Consider the following 14,889-nt stretch of genomic DNA (forward strand, 5'->3'; position numbering starts at 1 on the left):
TGTCTGGACGGTGACTGTGGTTACCGGAGATCAATTTTTTGTGCCTGGCGTTTCGCGTCAGGGCGTTGAGGCTGAATATGGCAGTTGCATCGAATTTCCTGGGTGACATCAAAGTTTCCCGCAAGCTGGGAACCGGCTTCGGCATTCTTCTGCTGGCTGTTTTGGCGGTTGCCTTCATTGGCTATAACAGCAACAGCGTGCTGGTTGATCGCTTGAGTACGACGCGTCTGATCGGCACGTTGAATGACGCGACGCAAGAGATGCGTCTTTCCGAGAAACAGTACGAAGCCGCCGCTGATGCAGCGTTCGCCGACGCCTATAACGCTCAGTTGAATGTCTTGCAGGGCCTTGTCAGCAAGGCCCTGGAAACGTTGACCCGCGCTGAAAACCAGCAAGCCTTGAAGGCCTTGCAAACGACGATTGTCGCCTACGACCAGAAGGTCAAACGGTTGATCGCTGCCGATAAGTCGACCACCGATGCTCTGAAGCCCTTGAGTGCGCTGTCGGACAAGTACGCGCAAACTTTTGCCGGCATGCTTGAAGGCACCACGACCAGTGCGCTGGCGTCTGCCGATGGCGAACGCGTTCGGGATCTGCGCACGGTGGCCGATTTGCGCAATGGCATGACCACGTTTCGCCTGATGTTGCGTCGTTACATTGCGGTGCCTAACGAGGCGAACAAAAACCTGCTGATGGAGACCATCGATACCTTCTTGAGTGATATCGCCAAGGCGCGTACCAGCCTGCCGGCGACCCTGTCGAGTCAACTGGAAGAAGCGCATGCCGGCATGCGTCGTTATCGCGAAGTATTGGTGGAAGTGGCCGGGCTGTTTGAGCAGAAGCAGAACATGCGCGAGCAGGTCGACCTGGAAAGCAAGGCGATGGACAAGATCATGAATGGCCTGATGGACACCCAGCAGCGCCTGGCGCGTGAAGATCAACACTCAGCCTTTGTTCAGATCGCCGTATTGACCGTGTTGGCGCTGGTGATCGGGCTGTTTGCTTCGCTGGTCATCTCGCGCCAGATCACTTCGCCCCTGGCGCTGACGGTTGAACTGGCTCGACGTATTGCCAAGGGCGACTTGACGGTACAGGCCAAATCAAACCGCAAAGACGAGTTGGGCGATCTGCAAAATGCGATGCAGGACATGGCGCAAAACCTGAACACGCTGGTGCAAGGTATCGGCAACGGAGTCACGCATATTTCCACTTCTGCGCAAAAGCTCTCGGCCATGAGCGAGCAGACCAGTGCCGGTGTGCGTCAGCAAAAAAGCGAAGTGGATCAAGTCGCCACGGCGATGCACGAAATGGCTTCGACGGTGCAGGAAGTTGCGCGTAACACGACCGATGCGTCCGCCGCCGCGACGTTGGCCGATCAACAGGCTCGCCACGGCAGTACGGTGGTGAGGCAGGCGACGTTGCAGATCAGTGAACTCGCTGTGGCCATCGAAGAACTGGGCGGCGCGATGAGCGTGCTGTCTCAGGACAGCGAGCAGATCGGCAAAGTGATCGATGTCATCAAAGCCGTCGCCGAGCAGACCAATCTGCTCGCGTTGAATGCCGCTATCGAAGCCGCACGGGCGGGAGAGCAGGGGCGTGGTTTCGCTGTGGTGGCAGACGAGGTGCGCTCGCTGGCTCAACGCACGCAGGACTCGACCAAGGAAATCGAAGCGCTGATCGTCACCCTGCAACAAGGCGCGCAAGCGGCCTCGACCCTGATGGCCTCCAGCCGCGAGCGCACCCTCGATACGGTGGTGTTGGCGCAGAAGGCCGAGTTGGCGATTACCGAGATCAATCAGTCCATTGGTACGATCCAGGAGATGAGCCTGCAGATCTCGGCCGCTGCCGAGCAGCAAAGTGCCGTGGCCGACGAAATCAATCGCAGCATCGTCAGCGTACGGGATGTGGCTGACCAGTCGGCGGTTGCCAGTGAAGAGAGTGCGGCTGCGACGGTTGAGTTGGCGTCACTGGGGCAGGACTTGCAGCGAATGACGGCGCATTTTCGCACTTGATTTTTGGAACGATGAATCTGCAGCGATTTCGAATATTCAAGCGTCGCAGGGCTAGCGTTGGGGCGTGGTGAGCAGGTGACTCGGTTCAACAGCAGTTTTTTACCTATAGTCAGGGAAGGTTACAACCCGTTATCAGGGGGTGTCATGACCGAATTTCCAGAATCATTCACGTCACGCGGAGGCTGCGAGGGCTGTAAGGACAAAAGCGTGCCGGACATGGATTTCGCCTTCGCTTTTCAGCCCATTGTGGATGTGCGTGATCAAACGATTTTTGCCCATGAGGCCTTGGTTCGCGGCCTGAAAGGCGAGGGCGCCTTGTCAGTGCTGGAGCAGGTCGACGATCAAAACCGTTACCGATTTGATCAACTGTGTCGAGTACGGGCGATTTCCACGGCGGCTGAGTTAGGGATGACGCAGTTCTTGTCGATCAACTTTTTGCCGAATGCCGTTTACCGTCCGGAAATGTGCATTCGCAGCACGCTGGAAGCGGCGCGTGCTCACGGCTTCCCACTGGAGCGGCTGATCTTCGAGGCGGTGGAGGGCGAGCATGTTGAGAGCAACAAGCATTTGATGAATATCTTGCGCGAGTATCGTGAGTTTGGTTTCAAGACGGCGATCGACGACTTTGGCGCAGGCTATTCCGGCCTTAACTTATTGGCGGATTTCCAGCCGGATCTGATCAAGCTGGATATGGCGCTGATCCGCGATATTCACCGTGACCGAGTTCGCCAGACCATTGTGCGTAACGTGGTGAACATGTGTACCGAGTTGGGCGTGGAGGTGATCGCCGAGGGCATAGAAGTTGCCGAGGAACGAGATTTTCTCGCCGACTGCGGCATCTATTTGATGCAGGGGTACTGGTTCGCCAAGCCCGCTTTCAAATCGCTGGCGCAGATCCCGACAAGTGCGTGGCAGAAGAGATGATCGCTTTCAGCTCGCACTGATCCGCTCGATAACGGGGACCAGCGTTGGACGTTTGTTGCGCCATTCAGAGTTGGTAATCCCCAACAACACCACATCGACCCGAACCCCATCCTTCACCACGTTCTGCCGCCGAACACCTTCAATCTCAAACCCGAACTTCTGGTGCATCTTCACCACTGCCGCATTCATCGCCAACACTTCGCAATTCAGCTTTTCCAGCCCCGCCACGCCAAACGCGTAATCGAGCATCCAGAACTCGACCACACTGCCCAGGCCCTTACCCTGCAACCCGACGTCCAGATAAAACGCCCAATCCGCGCTCTTGTGCAAAACGTTGATCGCATTCAACGAAACAACCCCGACGGCCTGCTCATCCCTGATCACCACAAACACTTGCTGGCGTGGGTTGCCCTGCAACGAGTCCAGCCAGTTGGCATGTTCCGCTTCGCTGATTTCATGCGAGGTGTACATGAATTTGCGCACGTCCGGCTGGTTGCGCAGGGTGCGCACGTGGGCCTGGATGGCGGGACTGGCGTCGGTGAGGGGCAGGAATTGCATGGGGATGTCCTTGTCGGCGGGTAGCGATTTTGAACCGGCGCTGTCGATCAGCAAAGTTTCATCTTGCCGCGTGCGGCGCAGGCCTAGGATGTTGGCACAAGATCGTCGCTGTTCATCCCGAGGGGAATCGTGCCATGAGCGCCAATGTCGTCAAAGTGCTGTTGATTGTTGCTGTGTCGGTGTTGAGTGCCTGTTCGGGCGCGGGTGGCTTGACCACCACCAGTTGTTTCTCCAGCGACTGTCAGTCGCCGGAGGGGCGCAACGCCAATACGTTGAAGTTTGGTGGCAACAGTATCGGCAGCAGTCTCAATCAGTACAGCTCCGGAATGTTGCATGACGATTGAGGATTACTGCGCGGCAGGTACGGCAATCCACTCGCTCAGGGTTTGCTGATATTTGCCGGTGACTTTGCTCAAGTGCAGCCACTGATCGACATACAGTTTCCAGCTGATGTCATCGCGCGGCAGCAAGTAAGCCTTTTCGCCATATTGCATGTACTGATGCGGATTCACCGCGCACAAGCCCGGTTTGAGTTTCTGCTGATACAGCGCTTCCGAGGCGTCGGTGATCATCACGTCGGCCTGGTTGTCGAGCAGTTGCTGGAAGATCGTCACGTTGTCGTGCAGGGCCAGTTGCGCTTTGGGCAGGAAGGCGTGGACGAAGGCTTCGTTGGTGCCGCCGGCGGGTTCGACCAGGCGCACGTTGGGCTGGTTGATCTGTTCGACCGTCTGGTACTTGCTGACATCAGCGCAGCGCACCAGCGGGATCTTGCCGTCGGTGTCGAGGGTGTTGCTGAAGTAGGCTTTTTTCTGCCGTTCGAGCGTCACCGAGATGCCGCCCATGCCGATGTCGCACTTGCCGGCCTGCATGTCCGGCATCAGGGTTTTCCAGGTGGTTTGCACCCATTGCACTTTGACCCCGAGGCTGTCGGCCAGCGAACGGGCCATGGCGATGTCGATGCCTTCGAAGTCGCCGTCGGGGCGTTTGAAGGTGTAGGGCTTATAGTCGCCGGTGGTGCACACGCGCAACTGGCCTTTTTGCTGGATGCTGTCGAGGTGCGACGTGTTTTCCTGCGCTTGAACGGCGGAGGCGAATGTGAGCGCACCGCAAAGGATCATCGTGCTTTTTAGAATTGTCATTGAGATCGGGTTTCCGACAAGGAAGGTGGCCCAGTGTAGTGAAACGCTTTCGTCGGTGTCACCCAGCCCGCACCAGGCGATCTGCCAGATCCCGCGCCTGTTGTGAGGCCAGCAGCCGCGAGTTGCGGTCGAGGTCTTCCCCGAGAATGGTCTTTTCGACGATCAGCGCGTGCACATCAGTGATCCCGACAAATTCGAGCCACGCTTGCATGTAGGGTTTCTGAAAGTCGAACCGCCCGGCGGGCGTGGTCGATTGCGCGGAAAAATCCAGGCCGCGGGCATAGGCAACCACAGCGGTTTTTCCGTGCAGCAACCCTTGCGGGCCAAGCTGCGGGTCGAAGCTGAAGAGGATGTCCTTCTGTGACACCAGGTCGATGTAGTGCTTGAGTTTGTAAGGAATGCTGTAATTCCACAGCGGTACTGACATCACCAGAATGTCGGCACGGTGCAGGTGGGCGGCGAGTGCCTCGAGTTCTTCCCAGACCGTTTGTTGGGCTGGTGTTCGCGCTATTCCGTTGAGTCCTGCGTACTTGGCGTTCATCGCCTCTTCGCCGAACTCCGGCAGTGGCATGCCCCACAGGTCGAGGGTTTCGACGTGTGTCTGCGGATGATGCTGCAGATAGCGATCGATAAAGCTGCGGGCCACTTGCAGTGACGCGGAGCGTTGTTTGCGCGGTGAGCATTCAATGTGCAGAAGGGTGGTCACGATAAGCCTCGGCAGTCGGGGGGAATGCGAGGCATTGCAACATAGCGCGCTTCAAACTATAAATCGTGAATAAATCGGCCATTGATCACGTATCTCACTATGTTTGACGCCCTGTTGCTCAAGACCTTTGTCACCGTTGTCGATGAGGACGGCTTCAGTCGTGCGGCGGAAAAACTGCATCTGACCCAGTCGGCGGTCAGCGGTCATCTGCGCCGACTCGAAGAACAAGTCGGCAAACCGCTGCTCAAGCGCACCACTCGTTCTCAGCAACTCACCGCTGATGGCGAACGCCTGATCGCCTATGCGCGGACGATTCTGGCGTTGAATCGCGATGCCTGGGCGCAGCTCACGGGCACACCGTTTCAGGGGCGGATGCGGATTGGCCTGTCCGAGGATTTTGTCGAGGCGCGTTTGTTGCGCGCGTTGCAGGATTGCGCGGCGCAGCATCCAGGCATGGAGCTCGATGTGCAGGTGAATATTCCGGGAACGCTGCTGGGCCAGATGCAGCAGGGCGATCTGGAGATGGTCATCGGCTCGCAGTGCGAAACCGGCGCATCGGGGCGTTTACTTTGGCAAGAACCGCTGGTGTGGGCGTGGGCCGCACAACCCGTGATTCAACTGCCGACGCCATTGCCGCTGGCGCTGTTTCCTGAGCCGTGTCCGTATCGTGAGGCGGCGCTGACGCGTTTGGCTCAGGCGGGCATTGCTCAGCGTACCGCGATGCTGTGTTCGAGCACCGCCGGGTTGCGCGCGGCGGCATTGTCCGGATTTGCCGTGGCGCCGGTGCCGGCGAGTCAGTTGGGGCAGGGGTTGACGGCGCTCGGCGCGGAACAGGGCTTGCCGGTGTTACCGGATGCGCAGTTCCGCTTGTTTGTCGCGCCTCACGCTGAGCCGCAGATGATCGATGCGCTATCGCAGGTGATCGTCGAGTTTTGCTCGGCGCGGCGGCAGTAATCGCGGCTAGAGGCCGAGGCCTTCCTGCACCGCGAGCAAAAGATTGTTTTCGGTCAGCGCGATGGCATCCAGTTGCTGGCCTGTTTCAATCGACTGCACCCACCAATGGCTTTCACCATGCTCATCCACGGTACGCAGCAGATAGGTGTCCGTGGCTGACGGGATGATTTGCACGCGTCCGGCGCCATCCTCGGTAAACCGCGCAATGGGATCGAATGTCAGGGTTTGATGATTGGCTTCGATCACCAGTTGGTCGATGGCGTAATCGTGGGATTCACCATCGGGTGAGGTTTCGCAAACGTGGGTCGGATTGCGGCGAATCTTCAGGCCGACTTCGATCACCGGTTTCAGCCACTCTTCGATACGGTGGAACAGGCTGTCTACCTGCTTCGGCCAGCAATCGATCTCCAGCGCGGCATCCGCATGCGTGTGCCGGGTTTGCTTGAGTTTGGCGGCGAGTTCGTCTGCTTTACTCATTTCGGATCCCTTGGTTTGATGTCTGCCTGATAATCGTAGACCTTTCAACGGCGTACGGTGTTGCCTTGCGTCATGCGCTTGCAACACAAGCGTGTCGAAATCAGCGCTGGCCAAGTCTGGTCAGGATCGAAAACCACGGACGCAGGCGTCCCAAGGAGCGGGTAGATGAAAAAGCTGTTTACAATTTTGGCAGTGATTGCGCTGACGGTCGGTAGCATCGGTTTGAGTTCGGCGCGCCAATCGCAGTCGAGCAAAGCGCAGGCGGAATCAGTGGCGGGGGTGTTCGATTACTACCTGCTGGCGCTGTCCTGGTCGCCGACCTTTTGCCTTACGCATAAAGATGACTCGCAGTGCACGGGCAAGGGCTATGGCTTCGTGCTGCACGGTTTGTGGCCGCAATACGCCAAGGGTGGCTGGCCGGAATCCTGCCCACCGCTGACCACGCTGAACGCGGCGCAAACCAGCCAGGGCCTGATGCTGTTCCCGACCAAAAAACTGCTCGACCACGAATGGTCCAAGCACGGCACCTGCAGCGGCCTCGGCGCAATGGGCTATCTGGATGAAGCGGACAAAGCCGTGGCGGCGGTGAAAATCCCCGATGAGCTGCAACCGTTCAGCAGTTCCTATTACTTCGAAGCCCAGGAAATTGCCGACCTGTTCCGCAAGGCCAACCCGGGGATTCCGGCCGATGGCATCGCGGTCATTTGCAGCGGCCCGGAGTTGTCGGAAGTGCGCGTGTGCATGGGCAAGGATTTGCAGTTCGGCGCCTGTGGCAAGGGCGTGAAAACCCAATGCCGCGCGGGGGATATCCGGGTGCCGCCGTCGCGCTAACCTGAGCGGTTTCCACGTATCAAAAAGGCGCCCGATCGGGCGCCTTTTTTGGTCTGAAGGTTTGAAGTACCCGGCGAACTCCCGCATGCTTGCGCCCCCGAAAGGATGACCACGTTACATCGCAAGGAGCTGTTCATGAGCGGAAAACCCGCCGCCCGCGTCACCGATCCAACCGCCTGTCCATTGCCGGGACATGGCACCAATCCTATTGTCAGTGGCTCCCCGAATGTGAATTTCGACGGCTTGGCGGCTGCGCGGATGACTGACAAATCCGCCTGCGGTAGCCCGATTACCGGCGCTGTTGCGTCGACGGTGTTCATCAACGGTTTGAACGCCGCGACACTGGACAGCACCGGTGGGCACGGCAACGTCGTCATCGGCGGTTCAGGCACGGTCATCATCGGTGACACGGTGACGTCGGCTCCCTTCAGTGGTTTGCTGCCGATGCCGGTGCATTTCACTGACAGGTTGAAACTGGTCAATGACGTGACCGGTGAGCCCATGCCTGATCATCCTTACGTTATTCAGCGCGCTGACGGGCGTCTGGAACATGGGGTGTCTGACGCGAACGGATTTACTCACCAAGTCAGCTCGCATCTGCCTGAAACCATCAAGTTGTTTTTGGAGGAGTGAGGCATGGCTGCTGAAACGGTAACGTGCGCGAAGGGCAACAATTACAGACTGCACAAGGAACATGCGCTGACGGACAAGAAGGATGTCAGTGACAAGCCTGTGCCGGTGGAGAGTACCAAGGCGATTGTTCTATTTGTTGGTGGGGCTGGCGACAAAGAGAGTTATTACTTTTCCGGACCGTATAAAAATATCCGAGAGGCATGGGTGACATTTGATGACCGCACCCGAAAGTTGCAAGAGCAGGGTAGATATAAGTCAGATTGGTTGGGCTACAACGAGGTCAGAGGTAAACAGGATATTCAGCGTCATGTCTTGAGCCTTATTCCTTACAAGAGTTGTCCTGTTTATATCGTCGGACATAGCCTCGGTGGATGGAATGGCGCTCATCTGACAAAAATCATGTCGGAATGGGGCTACCGGGTTCAGATGCTGATCACTCTTGATCCGGTAGGAGAGGGGGCTTTGGTTTGGCTGGGGTCGGATATTTATCGCGAGCGACCTGAGCCAATTACCAATGACTGGATAAATATCAAGGCTGCACCCACTCAGAGAGACCCGTCAGATGGGGTGGCTGACTTTGGCGAGAAATGGCTTGTTTCATGCGGTCCCTCGGTGAATGTCAGTGTTGATACGAACCATGCCAATGCATTCGGGCTATTCAATGCGCCCATAGCAGGCAGGAAATCGGCGAGCGACTTCTTGTTTGAATCCATCATGAAGGAGTTTCCGGGTGAATAAGTTTTTACTTTGCGTATTTCTATGTATTTGTTCCGGGTGTGCTAAAGATCATATAAAACCACCTGCGAACTTGGTCTTCCGTTCTGTTGAGAGGGATGATAGTTCGCTTTTGTATGTCATTCGGTATCACTCGGATGTCGATGTCCTTAATCTTTTTGATCGAGGAGAAAGGGTGGGTATGGCTTCAGGCATGCTCGAGTGCGCTTTGTCGGATGACCAAGATTTTTCTATTAAGAAATTTATGCGATTTACTGCATTTGGTGTAATACAACCCGAAAAAGACGTCAGCAGTAAAATGGGGTTCTCCTACTTGACCCGTACATTCATGAGTGAACTTTCAAACGGTGGGGGTTCGCAGCGAGACTTGTCAGCGTCAGAACTAAACCAGCTCCTATCCAACAAACAACAAATCCCCTGCAAAGTCGTCGTCACCGCCTACGGCTACAAACCCTACTACTCCAACACCATGAACATACCCGTCGCGGATCTGCTGCGGGAAATCAACACACCCCGATAACAGAACAAAGGGGGATTTCAGGCAAATCCCCCCGCATCCACGCCCAACTCCCCACGCAAAAACTCCACCAGACCGCGCTGCAACCCGCTCAAAACCCCCTCACGGCTAACCAACGCCAATTCCGTCGGCGCCAGTTCCGGCAAATCCATACACACCTGATGCTCAGGCAACACCGCCGACACTGGCAGCACCGACACCCCCAACCCCGACGCCACTGCCGCTTGAATCCCGGTCAGGCTGTGGCTGCCGAACGCCACCCGCCAAGGTCGCTTAGCAACATCGAGCAAACGAATGGCGCGCTGCCGATACAGGCAGCCCTGAGGAAACAACGCCAACGGCAGCACGCCAGTGGAAGAATCAAACTCCGCACCTTTGACCCACACCAGTCGTTCCGGCCAGGTCGCCCACGCCGGGCCGCTGTCGGGTTCGCGTTTGATCAGGGCGATGTCGATGTCGCCGGCATCGAGGCGCTGGCGCAGATCGAGGCTCATGCCGCTGAGGGTTTCCAGCCGCGCTTGCGGATGGCTGCGGGTGAAGCCGGCGAGAATCAGCGCCATGCGCCGCGCGTCGAAGTCTTCCGGCATGCCGATACGGAGGATTTCCAGGTCGAGGTCGCTGGCCAAGGCTTCAGTGGCTTCGGCGGACAGCGCGAGCAAACGGCGCGCGTAGTGAATCAACAATTCGCCGTGCTCGGTGACGGCGACATTCAGCCCGGTACGGTCGCGCAGCAGCAGGGCATGGCCGACCAACTCCTCGAGTTTGCGCACCTGCTGGCTGACCGTCGATTGGGTGCGGTGCACGCGCTCGGCGGCGCGGGTGAAGCTGCCTTCGTCGACCACGCAGACAAAGGTTTTCAGCAATTCCAGGTCCAGCATGGCGATGCTCTCGATAGTGGTTTTTCAACTGACGATTGGCTATTTATTTAATTTCACACTATCACCGGGTGCTCATAAGCTGAAGTCCTCACGACGGAGGATTCGACCAATGACACTCATCCACACCCCGCGCCCGCAGTGGCTGACCTTCGATTGCTACGGCACGTTGATTCAATGGGACGAAGGCCTGAAAGCTGTGGTCGGCGAAATCCTCAGCGAGAAGGGCGAGCATCAGATCGACGTCGGGCACCTGATTGACGTCTATGACCGCCATGAACATCGCCTCGAACAGACCCCACCGCACCGTTCGTTCCGCGAGCTAAGCACCCTCGGCCTGCAATTGGCCCTGGAAGAATTGGGCTTGCCCAGCCTGCCCGAAGACAGCCAGCGTCTGGCCGCCGCGATCCCGAAAATGCCGCCGTTTGCCGAGGTGATCGAGACCCTGCGTGAATTGAAAGCCATGGGTTTCAAACTGTGCATCGTCTCCAACACCGACGACGACATCATTGCCGGCAACGTCGCGCAACTCGGCGGCCACATCGACCAGGTGATCACCGCGCAACAGGCCGGCGCCTACAAACCGGCACCACGGCTGTTCGACTACGCTCATGAGCAGTTGGGCGTCACCTGCGCAGAGGTGGTGCACATCTGCGCCAGCCCGATGCTCGACCACACGGCGGCGCGGGACATGGGCTTTCGCTGCGTGTGGATCGATCGCGGCACCGGCCGCCAGTTGCTGGCGGACTATCGCCCCGACGCGATCCTCAACCGCCTCGATCAAGTGTTGCCGCTGTTCAAATCCCTTGGTTGGTAACGGAGAATCGTCATGGCTCACACCCTGACTGCCAGTGCGCCGGCCGCACGCCCGACAGCGCTGAACCTCGACACCGAAGCGATCATCACCGCGCGCAACGAACTCGCAGCGTGCTTTCAACTGGCCGCGCTGCATGGGTTGGAGGAGGGCATCTGCAATCATTTTTCGGCGATGCTGCCGGGGCATGATGATCTGTTTCTGGTCAATCCCTATGGCTACGCCTTCGCCGAAGTCACCGCGCAGAATCTGCTGGTTTGCGACTTCGACGGCAATGTGGTTGAAGGCGAAGGCCATCCGGAAGCCACGGCATTCTATATCCACGCGCGCCTGCACAAACAACTGCCGCGAGTGAAAGTCGCGTTCCACACCCACATGCCTCACGCCACGGCGTTGTGCCTGCTGCAAGGGCCGCCGCTGTTGTGGCTGGGGCAGACCGCGCTGAAGTTCTACGGGCGCACGGCGGTGGACGAGGACTACAACGGCCTGGCGTTGGACGCGTCCGAAGGCGACCGTATCGCCGGGGTCATGGGCGACGCCGACATTCTGTTCCTGAAAAACCACGGCGTGATCGTCGCCGCGCCGACCATCGCCGAAGCCTGGGACGACCTCTATTACCTGGAGCGCGCCGCCCACGTGCAACTGCTTGCGATGGCCACGCAACGCGAGCTGAAACCGGTACCCCACGCCATCGCGCAACGGGCCTATGAGCAGATGCGCGAGGGCGATGCGCAAAGTGCGCAGGCCCACTTGCACAGTGCGATGCGGCGCCTGGCCCTTCACAACTGACTAACCCTAAAGAGGCAATCGAAAATAAATCGGCGAACAGCGATCATCCAAACTCGTTGTGCGCCGATATACCTGGGCGGGACCGGGGCGTTTGCCCCGTAGATTCCGGTGGGCTACGCTCACAAACATAAGGGCTTCCCCGCTGGCGCCCTTGTCGTACCTGCCCAGGACTTGCTTTTGCCTATCCCTATTCACGATCCGCATCAGGCCCCCGGAGGCACCCTTAAACGCCTGCCGCTGCGCAAAGCGGCGGTGCTGTTTATCGTTGCGGTGGGGTTGTGTCTGTCCGGTTTGCTGTACCTGCAACTGGAGCAGTCGCGACGGCAGGATCTGGCGGTGGCGAAAGTGGCGTCGAGCAACCTGACCCGGGCCATGGCGCAGCAGGCCGAGGACACCTTTCTGGCGGCGGACCTGGTGATAACCAGCCTGGTTGACTGGATTCAGGACGACGGTTACGGCGCAGCGCAAAAACCACGGCTGCAGAAAACCTTCGCCCGGCGCGTGCAGCAACTTGATCAGTTGCACGGCATGTTTCTCTTCGACACGCAGGGCCAGTGGGTGATTACCTCGTTCGCCGATCTGCCCCGTGGTCATGGCGTGGCCGATCGCGAGTACTTCAAGTTTCACCAGCAGAACGCCTCGACGCTGGCGCACATCGGCCCGGCGATTCGCAGCCGCGAGAACGGTGAGTGGATCATCCCGATCTCCAAGCGCATCAATGATCACGCCGGCAATTTCCAGGGTGTGCTGCTGGCCGGGATCAAGATGTCGTACTTTGATCGCTTCTTCGAAAGTTTCAGTCTCGATGACCAAGGCATCATGTTTCTCGGCCTGAGCGACGGCACGTTGCTCGCCCGCCGTCCGTTTGATGAAAACCTGATCGGAACGTCGCTGGCGCAAGGGCGGATTTATCGCACGTTGCTGCCTGAGGCGGCGGCCGGCACTGCAATGATCGATTCGGTGGTCGATGGCGTCGTGCGTTTGTACGGTTATCGACGTTTGTCGGCGTATCCGTTAGTGGTGTCGGCGGCGACCTCGCGCGACACGATTCTCGAGGGCTGGTACGCACGCGCATTCCAGTCGAGTGTGATCGTCGCCTTGGTGATTCTCGGCATCGGCCTGTTTGGCTGGGTGTTCATTCATCAGGTGCGCGACGGCGAACGGATCGAGAAAAACCTGCGCAAGGCCCAGCGCACGCTGGAGCAGATTGCGACCCACGATAGCCTGACCGGGTTGGCCAATCGACGCTTGTTCGAGCGTTCGCTGGAGGTCGAATTTGCCCGTGGCGCGCGGCAGGTCAGTCCAGTCAGCCTGATCATGCTCGATATCGATTTTTTCAAGCGCTACAACGATGCTTATGGGCATGTGGCGGGGGATCATTGCCTGACTCAGGTTGCTCAGGTGCTGAGGGCCTGCTGCCAGCGCAAGTCTGATCTGGCGGTGCGCTACGGCGGTGAGGAATTTGCAGTGCTGCTGCCGGACACCGATATCAACGGTGCGCTGGCAATTGCCGGGCAGATCCGCCGCAGCGTGATCGACAAGCACATCACCCACAGCGGCTCGCCGACCGGGTATCTGACGGTGAGTCTGGGCTGTTACTCGTTTATTCCGAGCGGCAATGACAGCCTGGAAGTGTTTATCCAGCGCGCCGATGCGGCGTTGTATCAGGCGAAAAATGCCGGGCGCAATCGCGCAGCGGTGTTGTCACTGGACAGCGGTCTGGCCGAGTTGATGCGCTCGGACCGCTAACTCAAACGCTGACACCAACCCTGTGGGAGCGAGCTTGCTCGCGAAAGCGCAGTGTCAGGCGATGAAGATGTTGACTGATCTAACGCCTTCGCGAGCAAGTTCGCTCCCACAGGGATTTTCATTAAGCCAAGATTATGTGAATACCCATACAACCGAGGGTTTTCACCATGGATGGCTCTTGTTCGTTCAGCCGCCAGTGCCACCGCCCGCGCCGCCAGTCCCGCCACCCGCCGAACCGGTGCCGCCGCCAGCCCCGGAACCGGAACCGCTGGCCCCGCCATTGGTGCCAGTTCCGGATCCCATACCCGAAGAACCGCTACCACCCGACGGCGCGCCCGGGGTGTTGTCTGGCGGCGTGGTTGTGCTGGTCGGGCCACCGGATTTGGTGCCGGTGGCGTCAGCGCCATCATTGGCGGCGAAGCTGGCGGCCGATGCCGTGGCCAGCAGGCCGGCGAGCAATAACGAGGTGAGTTTGCGCGTGATCATGATCCGTCTCCAGAAAGGGGATGTACCTGATATTGGTCTGACGCGCAGAACCCTTGGTGCCGATTGACTGACGAGTGGTCAGCCGTGAAAACCGAAGTGGCCTCCTGATCTTCTGGAATATTGGCTATTTGCCGAACCGGGTGCGGGGACTAACGTAGCCACACATTCACTTGCTGCCCGGAGCTACCATGAAACCTCGTACCGATTTCTACACCGCATCGCCAGACGCACTGAAAGCGATGATCGCCCTGGAGACTGCGGTTTCGAAGCTGCCGCTGGAAAAGACCCTGATCGAGCTGGTCAAACTGCGCGCTTCGCAGATCAATGGCTGCGCGTTCTGCATCGACATGCACACCACTGATGCGATCAAGGGCGGCGAAACCCCGCGCCGTTTGTTCGCGGTCACCGCTTGGCGTGAAGCGCCGTTCTTCAGCGACCGTGAACGCGCCGCGTTGCTGTGGACCGAATCGCTGACCCAACTGAGCCTGACCCATGCCCCGGACGAGGATTACGACGTGGTCGCCGCGCAGTTCACACCGAAAGAAATGGTCGATTTGACCGTGGCGATCAGCACCATCAACAGCTGGAATCGTTTGGCCGTAGGTTTCCGCAAAATCCCACAAGCCTGAGTAAACACACACAAATCCCTGTAGGAGTGAGCCTGCTCGCGATGGCGATGTGTCAGTCGAC

Annotated in this window: 18 protein-coding genes and 1 pseudogene; 13 read left to right on the forward strand and 6 right to left on the reverse strand. The window is 58.4% G+C overall.

Features of this window, described 5'->3' with window-relative positions:
* Nucleotides 1–77: 77 nt before the first annotated feature.
* The 3 genes and pseudogenes from ACI514_RS05385 to ACI514_RS05395 all read left to right on the forward strand — a co-directional run.
* Nucleotides 78–1,154: pseudogene (locus ACI514_RS05385) on the forward strand (methyl-accepting chemotaxis protein); the annotation flags it as partial.
* 78 nt (nt 1,155–1,232) lie between these two features.
* Complete coding sequence (locus ACI514_RS05390) at nt 1,233–2,012, forward strand: methyl-accepting chemotaxis protein (protein ID WP_405124200.1); 780 nt, start codon at nt 1,233–1,235, stop codon at nt 2,010–2,012.
* A gap of 144 nt (nt 2,013–2,156) precedes the next feature.
* The gene (locus tag ACI514_RS05395; RefSeq protein WP_160058784.1) at nt 2,157–2,936 is read left to right on the forward strand and encodes an EAL domain-containing protein; all 780 of its coding nucleotides are present in this window, start codon (nt 2,157–2,159) and stop codon (nt 2,934–2,936) included.
* A 6-nt stretch (nt 2,937–2,942) separates the two neighbouring features.
* On the opposite strand, the gene pseH is transcribed toward ACI514_RS05395, so the two are convergent.
* The gene (pseH, locus tag ACI514_RS05400; protein WP_405123230.1) at nt 2,943–3,494 is read right to left on the reverse strand and encodes a UDP-4-amino-4,6-dideoxy-N-acetyl-beta-L-altrosamine N-acetyltransferase; all 552 of its coding nucleotides are present in this window, start codon (nt 3,492–3,494) and stop codon (nt 2,943–2,945) included.
* Nucleotides 3,495–3,628: 134 nt separating this feature from the next.
* On the opposite strand from pseH, the gene ACI514_RS05405 reads away from it, so the two are divergent.
* Nucleotides 3,629–3,838 (forward strand): hypothetical protein, encoded by a 210-nt coding sequence (locus ACI514_RS05405; protein ID WP_160058782.1) that lies wholly within the window; start codon nt 3,629–3,631, stop codon nt 3,836–3,838.
* A 3-nt stretch (nt 3,839–3,841) separates the two neighbouring features.
* Here ACI514_RS05405 and ACI514_RS05410 read toward each other — a convergent pair whose 3' ends face one another.
* The gene (locus ACI514_RS05410) at nt 3,842–4,633 is read right to left on the reverse strand and encodes a transporter substrate-binding domain-containing protein (RefSeq protein ID WP_405123231.1); all 792 of its coding nucleotides are present in this window, start codon (nt 4,631–4,633) and stop codon (nt 3,842–3,844) included.
* A gap of 58 nt (nt 4,634–4,691) precedes the next feature.
* Entirely contained in the window at nt 4,692–5,339 is a 648-nt protein-coding gene (locus ACI514_RS05415) for an FMN-dependent NADH-azoreductase (RefSeq protein WP_160058780.1), read from the reverse strand.
* Between the two features lie 99 nt (nt 5,340–5,438).
* Between ACI514_RS05415 and ACI514_RS05420 the strand changes: the two genes are divergently transcribed.
* The gene (locus ACI514_RS05420; protein WP_405123232.1) at nt 5,439–6,293 is read left to right on the forward strand and encodes a LysR family transcriptional regulator; all 855 of its coding nucleotides are present in this window, start codon (nt 5,439–5,441) and stop codon (nt 6,291–6,293) included.
* Nucleotides 6,294–6,299: 6 nt separating this feature from the next.
* On the opposite strand, the gene ACI514_RS05425 is transcribed toward ACI514_RS05420, so the two are convergent.
* On the reverse strand, nt 6,300–6,770 hold the full coding sequence (locus tag ACI514_RS05425; protein WP_160058778.1) for a hypothetical protein: 471 nt from the start codon (nt 6,768–6,770) through the stop codon (nt 6,300–6,302).
* Nucleotides 6,771–6,935: 165 nt separating this feature from the next.
* Here ACI514_RS05425 and ACI514_RS05430 point away from each other — a divergent pair, with 165 nt between their 5' ends.
* The 4 genes from ACI514_RS05430 to ACI514_RS05445 all read left to right on the forward strand — a co-directional run bounded on the left by ACI514_RS05430 (nt 6,936) and on the right by ACI514_RS05445 (nt 9,489).
* On the forward strand, nt 6,936–7,601 hold the full coding sequence (locus tag ACI514_RS05430; protein WP_160058777.1) for a ribonuclease T2: 666 nt from the start codon (nt 6,936–6,938) through the stop codon (nt 7,599–7,601).
* 135 nt (nt 7,602–7,736) lie between these two features.
* Nucleotides 7,737–8,234: a PAAR domain-containing protein gene (locus ACI514_RS05435; RefSeq protein ID WP_150811783.1), complete on the forward strand. Its 498-nt coding sequence runs from the start codon at nt 7,737–7,739 to the stop codon at nt 8,232–8,234.
* Nucleotides 8,235–8,237: 3 nt separating this feature from the next.
* Nucleotides 8,238–8,972, forward strand: coding sequence for an alpha/beta hydrolase (locus ACI514_RS05440; RefSeq protein ID WP_405123233.1), 735 nt, complete (start codon nt 8,238–8,240; stop codon nt 8,970–8,972).
* Nucleotides 8,965–9,489, forward strand: a complete 525-nt coding sequence (locus tag ACI514_RS05445; protein ID WP_160058775.1) for a hypothetical protein — start codon at nt 8,965–8,967, stop codon at nt 9,487–9,489. The genes ACI514_RS05440 and ACI514_RS05445 overlap by 8 nt, the downstream gene beginning before the upstream one ends.
* Nucleotides 9,490–9,506: 17 nt before the next feature.
* On the opposite strand, the gene ACI514_RS05450 is transcribed toward ACI514_RS05445, so the two are convergent.
* On the reverse strand, nt 9,507–10,364 hold the full coding sequence (locus tag ACI514_RS05450; protein ID WP_405123234.1) for a LysR substrate-binding domain-containing protein: 858 nt from the start codon (nt 10,362–10,364) through the stop codon (nt 9,507–9,509).
* A gap of 109 nt (nt 10,365–10,473) precedes the next feature.
* Between ACI514_RS05450 and ACI514_RS05455 the strand changes: the two genes are divergently transcribed.
* The 3 genes from ACI514_RS05455 (at nt 10,474) to ACI514_RS05465 (ending at nt 13,713) form a co-directional block, all read left to right on the forward strand.
* Nucleotides 10,474–11,178 carry a haloacid dehalogenase type II gene (locus ACI514_RS05455; RefSeq protein ID WP_405123235.1) on the forward strand — a complete coding sequence of 235 codons (705 nt, stop codon included), beginning with the start codon at nt 10,474–10,476 and terminating at the stop codon, nt 11,176–11,178.
* Between the two features lie 12 nt (nt 11,179–11,190).
* Complete coding sequence (locus ACI514_RS05460; protein ID WP_405123236.1) at nt 11,191–11,964, forward strand: aldolase; 774 nt, start codon at nt 11,191–11,193, stop codon at nt 11,962–11,964.
* A gap of 177 nt (nt 11,965–12,141) precedes the next feature.
* Nucleotides 12,142–13,713: a diguanylate cyclase gene (locus ACI514_RS05465; protein WP_405123237.1), complete on the forward strand. Its 1,572-nt coding sequence runs from the start codon at nt 12,142–12,144 to the stop codon at nt 13,711–13,713.
* Between the two features lie 186 nt (nt 13,714–13,899).
* On the opposite strand, the gene ACI514_RS05470 is transcribed toward ACI514_RS05465, so the two are convergent.
* On the reverse strand, nt 13,900–14,199 hold the full coding sequence (locus tag ACI514_RS05470) for a hypothetical protein (RefSeq protein ID WP_077573787.1): 300 nt from the start codon (nt 14,197–14,199) through the stop codon (nt 13,900–13,902).
* Between the two features lie 188 nt (nt 14,200–14,387).
* Between ACI514_RS05470 and ACI514_RS05475 the strand changes: the two genes are divergently transcribed.
* Entirely contained in the window at nt 14,388–14,828 is a 441-nt protein-coding gene (locus ACI514_RS05475) for a carboxymuconolactone decarboxylase family protein (protein WP_160058770.1), read from the forward strand.
* The last annotated feature ends 61 nt before the right edge of the window (nt 14,829–14,889 follow it).

It is taken from the genome of Pseudomonas sp. M20, assembly GCF_045037865.1.
Lineage (GTDB): Bacteria > Pseudomonadota > Gammaproteobacteria > Pseudomonadales > Pseudomonadaceae > Aquipseudomonas.

Coding starts and splice junctions, on each gene's coding strand:
- ACI514_RS05435 (WP_150811783.1), top strand. CDS start 7,737: ATGAGCGGAAAACCCGCCGCCCGCGTCACCGATCCAACCGCCTGTCCA.
- ACI514_RS05450 (WP_405123234.1), bottom strand. CDS start 10,364: ATGCTGGACCTGGAATTGCTGAAAACCTTTGTCTGCGTGGTCGACGAA.
- ACI514_RS05395 (WP_160058784.1), top strand. CDS start 2,157: ATGACCGAATTTCCAGAATCATTCACGTCACGCGGAGGCTGCGAGGGC.
- ACI514_RS05460 (WP_405123236.1), top strand. CDS start 11,191: ATGGCTCACACCCTGACTGCCAGTGCGCCGGCCGCACGCCCGACAGCG.
- ACI514_RS05390 (WP_405124200.1), top strand. CDS start 1,233: ATGAGCGAGCAGACCAGTGCCGGTGTGCGTCAGCAAAAAAGCGAAGTG.
- ACI514_RS05420 (WP_405123232.1), top strand. CDS start 5,439: ATGTTTGACGCCCTGTTGCTCAAGACCTTTGTCACCGTTGTCGATGAG.
- ACI514_RS05475 (WP_160058770.1), top strand. CDS start 14,388: ATGAAACCTCGTACCGATTTCTACACCGCATCGCCAGACGCACTGAAA.
- ACI514_RS05470 (WP_077573787.1), bottom strand. CDS start 14,199: ATGATCACGCGCAAACTCACCTCGTTATTGCTCGCCGGCCTGCTGGCC.
- ACI514_RS05425 (WP_160058778.1), bottom strand. CDS start 6,770: ATGAGTAAAGCAGACGAACTCGCCGCCAAACTCAAGCAAACCCGGCAC.
- ACI514_RS05440 (WP_405123233.1), top strand. CDS start 8,238: ATGGCTGCTGAAACGGTAACGTGCGCGAAGGGCAACAATTACAGACTG.
- pseH (WP_405123230.1), bottom strand. CDS start 3,494: ATGCAATTCCTGCCCCTCACCGACGCCAGTCCCGCCATCCAGGCCCAC.
- ACI514_RS05405 (WP_160058782.1), top strand. CDS start 3,629: ATGAGCGCCAATGTCGTCAAAGTGCTGTTGATTGTTGCTGTGTCGGTG.
- ACI514_RS05430 (WP_160058777.1), top strand. CDS start 6,936: ATGAAAAAGCTGTTTACAATTTTGGCAGTGATTGCGCTGACGGTCGGT.
- ACI514_RS05455 (WP_405123235.1), top strand. CDS start 10,474: ATGACACTCATCCACACCCCGCGCCCGCAGTGGCTGACCTTCGATTGC.
- ACI514_RS05410 (WP_405123231.1), bottom strand. CDS start 4,633: ATGACAATTCTAAAAAGCACGATGATCCTTTGCGGTGCGCTCACATTC.